This is a genomic window from Candidatus Erwinia dacicola, assembly GCF_001756855.1.
In the GTDB taxonomy this organism is placed as follows: Bacteria; Pseudomonadota; Gammaproteobacteria; order Enterobacterales; family Enterobacteriaceae; genus Erwinia; species Erwinia dacicola.
In genome coordinates this window covers 1-5,951 of record NZ_MAYS01000378.1, presented here as the reverse complement: position 1 = coordinate 5,951, position 5,951 = coordinate 1, and the positions used below count along the sequence as shown (strand labels likewise).

The window sequence follows — 5,951 nt, the reverse complement described above, 5'->3', positions numbered from 1 at the left end:
CATGACTGTCGGAAAGCTTGCGTGGAATGGAGAAAATGCGATGGTTGCGGATGCCTGAGCCGGATTAGTATGCCTGAAAAATGGCTTTCCGGTTAAAAACACGACAAAAACTGCATTTTCATACTTAAACCTACGCACGACCGCCGCATCAAAGGGATAGTTCGTTTTTACATTCATGGTTGGGCGCTCTCAGAAGAGGTGATTCAATCTCCTAACCATGAACATATCAAAATCAGGCAATTATACAATCTCGAGTACTGTCTCCAATTTTTATATCAATAACATTGCTTTATGTTCGATAAATTCAATGATTTTATCCAGTCCTTCATTTTTTTTAAGGTTAGCAAATGTCCATGGTTTTTCCGGACGCATACGCTGAGTGTCTTTTTCCATTACTTCAAGCGATGCGCCGACGTAAGGAGCAAGATCGGTTTTATTAATAACTAAAAAATCAGAACGCGTTATGCTAGGCCCACCTTTGCGAGGGATTTTCTCACCCTCCGCAACGTCAATGACATAGATCGTAAGATCCGCGAGTTCAGGGCTAAAGGTCGCGCTCAGGTTGTCACCACCACTTTCCACAAAAATCAAGTCTAAATTAACAATTTTACGGCTCAGTTCTTCAACGGCTGCAAGATTCATTGACGCGTCTTCACGTATTGCAGTATGTGGGCAGCCTCCCGTTTCTACGCCGATAATTCTCTCCGGCTCAAGGGCACCAGCTTCAATCAATATGCGTTGATCTTCTTTGGTATAAATATCATTGGTCACCACGGCCAGCTGGTAGCGGTCACGCATTTTTTTACACAAAGCCTCAAGCAGTGCTGTTTTACCAGATCCTACCGGGCCACCAACCCCTATTCGTACCGGTTGTTTATAATCTTGCATTTTCACTCCTAAGATCGAAATAAACGCGTATGCTGGGTTTCATGCAGGGCCGATGATATCGCTACTATGGGTAAGCTACTGCCCAGCTCCTCATCGCCCACTTTCATCACGGCAGGAAGCCGCGAAGCAATATATTCACTTAATTTAAATAGCAGCTGCTGTGCTGCTGTCTGCCCAAAGGGCACGAGCTTTACACCAGCCATCACCATGCTTTCCAGATTACTCCAAGCCTGAGAAAGCATCAAAGGCTCGGCAGGAATCTTCCATACGCTTCCTGCCCAAGCCAGCCCGGCGATTTGGCTGCGCAGCAATGCATTATACCAAGCTTCTGGAAGAATCATTTCAATACCCTGCAGAATACGCACCATTGCCTCACCACGTTGCGTCTCCTCATTCCGTAATTCAAGGGTTTCACGGCAAGCGAGCAGATATTGTGACCAGCTCTCAAAGGCATTTAGATCGCCCCTTCTTGACGCATGGTAGAGCCTTAATAGGAGGGGAAGGTCCTGAAGGATCAACGACTGCTCGATAGAATTAATCTGCCATTCACGGAACTGCCCAACACTTGTCACCCAGCCAGCTTCAACTGCCCATTCCAGCCCTTGTGAATAGGTAAAACTACCGACAGGGAGTGACGCACTGCTGAGCTGCAGCAATCGCATTTGTTGCAGCGATGTCATCATCCGGCAATTACCGCAATAGCTGCTGCGAGCCATGCGCCGCCAGCGACTTGGCGCATGACGGGATGGCTGCGGAGAAACACACCTACACCGTAGCCAACGGTCAGTATGGCAGTGCAACCCAGCATGAAACCTACTGCAAATAACCAGAATCCATCTTCGTTTCCCTCAGCACCGTGAGCCCAGCCGTGCGCAAGCGCAAGCATGGGCAGCGCCCAAGTCAGCTTTCCTTTAACGGTGGCAAAGATAAATGTACCTGCCATAAGTAATGAGAAGCCGATAAGAATTTCCATTCCACTAAAGGTCCCAAGAAGATGACCACCGAGAGCCCCAGCGGACATTGCTAAAAGAGTGGAAAGCAGAAACAATTTAGGACGGTTGCCCAGAGCTGATAAAACGCCAACGCCTGAAAGCATCAACAAATGATCAAATCCTGTGAGTGGATGCATCAGGCCTGCTCCTAGGCTTTCAGGGCCATGTTCAGTATGGGCCATTACAGGACTCGCCATCAGCAAAGACAAAAGTAGAAAATATTTGTTCATGACCTGCTCCGATATCAGTGTTGATGATGATGGCGAGAGCCAGTTTCATATGCACCTGAAACTGGCTCGAAGGGAATGTTATCTTCCCCCACAATGAGTCCCAGACCGATGAGCATCTTATCCAGTACATGATCATGCAGATAAGTGACACGGCCAGCCTCAATTTGCAGAGAGACGTGCCGGTTACCCAAATGGTAGCAGGCGATAGATAACTTAAGTGGATCTTCGCACAGGGCAAATGATACATGCTCAGGTGCCGCGAGAATATTAACGACAAATTGACCGCTGTCATCGCTGAGGATGTCACCTCCACGAAGCAGCGAGCCCCGCTCCAGATGCAGGCCAGCTACACTCCCGTTATTGAGGTTGATGCAGGCACGGCTTTTCAAACGCGTATCAAAATCAAGGGTCGCGGTGGTCGATATCTTGTCTGAGCTTACGAGTTTACGTGTTAGTAAATACATAGGTTCCCCTTAAAAAAGAAAATAACGCTGCGCCATAGGGAGGATATCTAATGGGGCACAAGTCAGCAGTTGCCTGTCAGCACGGACTTCATAGGTTTGCGCATCGATATCAATATTGGGCGTAAGATCGTTGTGGATCATGTGTGCTTTGCACACTGTGCGGCAGCCCTTGACCGTACCAATCTGACTTTTAAGGGACAGCCTCTCAGACAACCCACTTTCAATTGCGCGGGCAGGCAGAAACGTCAAACGCGTGGCATGTCGTGCGTCTCCTAGCGAGCCAAACATCGGGCGGTAGTGAACAGGTTGAGGCGTTGGGATAGAAGCATTGATATCCCCCATAGGGGCGGTGGCAATCATACCTCCTTTGACAACGAGCGCAGGTTTTACGCCAAAGAAAGCAGGATTCCAGAGTACGAGATCTGCCATTTTTCCTGTTTCAATCGAACCGACTTCATGTGCGATGCCGTGCGTGATTGCCGGATTGATAGTATATTTAGCGATGTAACGTTTAATCCGGAAGTTGTCCATGCCTGCTTTATCTTCAGGCAAAGTGCCGCGCTGCACTTTCATCTTGTGCGCCACCTGCCACGTGCGCATGATCACCTCTCCCACTCTTCCCATTGCCTGAGAGTCAGATGACGTCATTGAGAGGGCACCAATATCATGCAAGATATCTTCCGCTGCGATGGTCTCCCAGCGTATACGCGACTCTGCAAAAGCGATGTCTTCTGAAATACTAGCGTCTAGATTATGGCACACCATTAACATATCGAGATGCTCATCAACGGTATTGATGGTGTAGGGCAATGTTGGATTTGTAGAAGAAGGTAGAATGTTTTCATAACCACAGGCGTTTATAATGTCAGGAGCATGACCGCCGCCAGCGCCTTCTGTGTGAAAGGTATGAATAGTGCGACTCCCAATCGCTTTAAGTGTGTCCTCAACAAATCCCGCTTCATTAAGCGTATCTGTATGGATAGCGACCTGTACATCTTCCTCTTCTGCTACCATCAAGCAGCAGTCGATTGCTGCAGGCGTTGAACCCCAGTCTTCATGCAACTTAAGACCGATCACACCAGCGTCAATCTGCTCGCGGATCGCTTCCTTGCTTGACGAATTACCTTTACCCAAAAGGCCAATATTTACAGGCAGGGCATCTGCCGCCTGAAGCATGCGGCTAATGTTCCAGCGGCCAGGGGTGCAGGTTGTGGCATTGGTGCCGGTTGCTGGCCCCGTACCACCGCCAATCATCGTAGTGATTCCTGAGGTTAACGCTTCGGTTGCCTGCTGGGGGCAGATAAAGTGAATGTGTGCATCTACGCCACCAGCTGTAACGATTTTGCCTTCGGCAGAGATAATTTCGGTAGCTGCTCCAATGGCGATGGTAACTCCAGACTGAATATCAGGGTTGCCTGCTTTGCCAATAGCTGCGATGCGTCCCTGCTTGATACCGATATCTGCTTTAACGATACCCCAGTGGTCAACGATCAACGCGTTGGTCAGTACCAGATCCATCACCACGCTATCGGGCAATTGACTCTGACCCATTCCATCGCGAATGACTTTACCTCCACCAAATTTCACTTCGTCACCGTAGTGGGTGAGGTCCTGCTCAACTTCAACCCATAGTTCCGTATCGGCGAGTCGGATACGATCCCCAGTAGTGGGGCCGAACATGTCAGCATATGCCTGACGTGAAAGGGTGCTCATGGTGTCAGTCTCCCCTGAATTTCACCGCGAAAACCATAAATCTCACGGTTACCAGTTACGGGAACCAGAATGACTTCACGCGACTGACCAGGCTCAAAGCGCACAGCGGTGCCTGCGGCAATGTCCAGCCGGTATCCGTACGTTTTCTGGCGATCAAATATTAAAGCTGGATTGACTTCAAAGAAGTGGTAGTGTGACCCTACCTGAATTGGGCGATCGCCGTGATTCTCAACTCTTACACACCTCGTTTCCCTTCCTGCGTTCAGCTCAATTTCACCGATAGCCACAATGATTTCACCTGGAATCATTATCATCATTCCTCAAATAATCGGGTCGTGGACAGTCACCAGTTTAGTGCCATCCGGAAAGGTCGCTTCGACTTGCACATTTGGAATCATTTCCGGTATGCCCTCCATCACTTGATCACGAACTAAAATGTGGCGACCTTCTTCCATCAGTTCTGCAACTGTTTTGCCATCACGTGCCCCTTCTACGATGGCGGCACTAATCAGCGCAACCGCCTCCGGATAGTTGAGTTTTACGCCACGTGCGAGCCTGCTTTCGGCTACTAGGGCGGCAGTAAACAGCAATAATTTATCTTTCTCTCGAGATGTGAGCTCCATAAAAACTCCAATTCAGGTAGACCAGATGCGAGGGACATTAACGTTTTTCCCCATAATCTGCTGCCGCGCTAATCGCCAGATTTGCAGCAAATCAGCTTCCAGCTGCAGGTTGTCGTCGTCAAGCAGGCGAACAATCAGCAGAGCATCAAATAGTGTAGCGCCCGCAGGATTTTTTCTCTTTACCAGCATTGTCCGTATCTGGTCACGCAAAGCTCCACTGGCAGGCATAAGTACAACGGTGCTGTGAAGTGGAAATTCAGCGGTTGTAGTAAGGCCATCAATTACTCTTAACACTTCATTCAATATTAGCTGTTCATCACACCAAATGCGAAGCGAAGTCTGAACACTTCCAGTGCTGAATTTTTCTCCCATAACTGGACGACCAAAACAAAAAGTTTCCCAAGCGATAAGACGCGCTCCGACACTCAACCGGAACTCGCTTTTAATCCTACTTTTGCAGCCCGAGAAGCAAATCGAGATCGGCGGAAGCCATTCCAACTGACTGTCAGTGCCAAGAGAAAAATACTGTGCGATTTCAGCAGTAGCGCCATTGCTGCGATAAAGTTTCGCCGCTCCCGGCATGGTAAGCAGCGATTTTGCTCCTGGCGCGACGGTGACATTTATCGAAAGCGAGTCGCTGCCAACCACTCCTCCAGGAGGATGCAGCAAATACAGATGGCAAATTTCACCCTCAGGGTAAAATGCACGCTGAACGCGAAGAGGACCCACATGCTGCTGCCGGATAACGCGTGTTTGCCCAGCAACGGGCTCTAGACGGACAGAAAGACGGGCTTTCCATCCATGGCCCGACATAGGGTCTGTCCAAGAAGCGTCGCTTTGAGTCATCAGATATCTCCTGCGGAAACTGTCACTAATCAGGTAAGCGTCCCATCAGGGATGCTTAGTTATTGAACCGCCCCAGTTTTCCGGGAGAGTATTTTAGTTGAGAACTCAGGTTGCCAGATCCTCATTCCCGATGGAAGCATAATATGCCTGTTCGGCTTCTGCTGGTGGGATATGCCCCGGTCGAGTCCGTCAAGG

8 protein-coding genes are annotated in these 5,951 nt (G+C 49.2%); all 8 read right to left on the bottom strand.

Annotated elements, in window-relative coordinates; all coding sequences use genetic code 11:
* Nucleotides 1-270 precede the first annotated feature (270 nt).
* The 8 genes from ureG to BBW68_RS10650 are packed head-to-tail and all read right to left on the bottom strand — an operon-like array spanning nucleotide 271 to nucleotide 5,756.
* Nucleotides 271-888 (bottom strand): urease accessory protein UreG, encoded by a 618-nt coding sequence (gene ureG, locus BBW68_RS10685; RefSeq protein WP_070135350.1) that lies wholly within the window; start codon nucleotides 886-888, stop codon nucleotides 271-273.
* 8 nt (nucleotides 889-896) lie between these two features.
* A complete protein-coding gene (locus tag BBW68_RS10680; RefSeq protein ID WP_070135349.1) occupies nucleotides 897-1,571 on the bottom strand; it encodes an urease accessory protein UreF in 675 nt (224 codons plus the stop codon).
* Nucleotides 1,568-2,110 (bottom strand): HupE/UreJ family protein, encoded by a 543-nt coding sequence (locus BBW68_RS10675; RefSeq protein WP_070135348.1) that lies wholly within the window; start codon nucleotides 2,108-2,110, stop codon nucleotides 1,568-1,570. The genes BBW68_RS10680 and BBW68_RS10675 overlap by 4 nt, the downstream gene beginning before the upstream one ends.
* Before the next feature lie 14 nt (nucleotides 2,111-2,124).
* Nucleotides 2,125-2,574, bottom strand: a complete 450-nt coding sequence (gene ureE / locus BBW68_RS10670; RefSeq protein ID WP_070135347.1) for an urease accessory protein UreE — start codon at nucleotides 2,572-2,574, stop codon at nucleotides 2,125-2,127.
* A 9-nt stretch (nucleotides 2,575-2,583) separates the two neighbouring features.
* Entirely contained in the window at nucleotides 2,584-4,287 is a 1,704-nt protein-coding gene (gene ureC / locus BBW68_RS10665) for an urease subunit alpha (protein WP_070135346.1), read from the bottom strand.
* Nucleotides 4,284-4,595, bottom strand: coding sequence for an urease subunit beta (locus tag BBW68_RS10660; RefSeq protein ID WP_070135345.1), 312 nt, complete (start codon nucleotides 4,593-4,595; stop codon nucleotides 4,284-4,286). The genes ureC and BBW68_RS10660 overlap by 4 nt, the downstream gene beginning before the upstream one ends.
* 12 nt (nucleotides 4,596-4,607) lie before the next feature.
* Nucleotides 4,608-4,910, bottom strand: a complete 303-nt coding sequence (locus BBW68_RS10655; RefSeq protein ID WP_070135344.1) for an urease subunit gamma — start codon at nucleotides 4,908-4,910, stop codon at nucleotides 4,608-4,610.
* A gap of 12 nt (nucleotides 4,911-4,922) precedes the next feature.
* The gene (locus tag BBW68_RS10650) at nucleotides 4,923-5,756 is read right to left on the bottom strand and encodes an urease accessory protein UreD (protein ID WP_070135343.1); all 834 of its coding nucleotides are present in this window, start codon (nucleotides 5,754-5,756) and stop codon (nucleotides 4,923-4,925) included.
* Nucleotides 5,757-5,951: the final 195 nt, after the last annotated feature.

What these genes read in the sequence shown, in the direction of transcription:
- ureG (WP_070135350.1), bottom strand. Translation starts at nt 888, where the DNA reads ATGCAAGATTATAAACAACCGGTACGAATAGGGGTTGGTGGCCCGGTA.
- BBW68_RS10680 (WP_070135349.1), bottom strand. Translation starts at nt 1,571, where the DNA reads ATGATGACATCGCTGCAACAAATGCGATTGCTGCAGCTCAGCAGTGCG.
- BBW68_RS10675 (WP_070135348.1), bottom strand. Translation starts at nt 2,110, where the DNA reads ATGAACAAATATTTTCTACTTTTGTCTTTGCTGATGGCGAGTCCTGTA.
- ureE (WP_070135347.1), bottom strand. Translation starts at nt 2,574, where the DNA reads ATGTATTTACTAACACGTAAACTCGTAAGCTCAGACAAGATATCGACC.
- ureC (WP_070135346.1), bottom strand. Translation starts at nt 4,287, where the DNA reads ATGAGCACCCTTTCACGTCAGGCATATGCTGACATGTTCGGCCCCACT.
- BBW68_RS10660 (WP_070135345.1), bottom strand. Translation starts at nt 4,595, where the DNA reads ATGATTCCAGGTGAAATCATTGTGGCTATCGGTGAAATTGAGCTGAAC.
- BBW68_RS10655 (WP_070135344.1), bottom strand. Translation starts at nt 4,910, where the DNA reads ATGGAGCTCACATCTCGAGAGAAAGATAAATTATTGCTGTTTACTGCC.
- BBW68_RS10650 (WP_070135343.1), bottom strand. Translation starts at nt 5,756, where the DNA reads ATGACTCAAAGCGACGCTTCTTGGACAGACCCTATGTCGGGCCATGGA.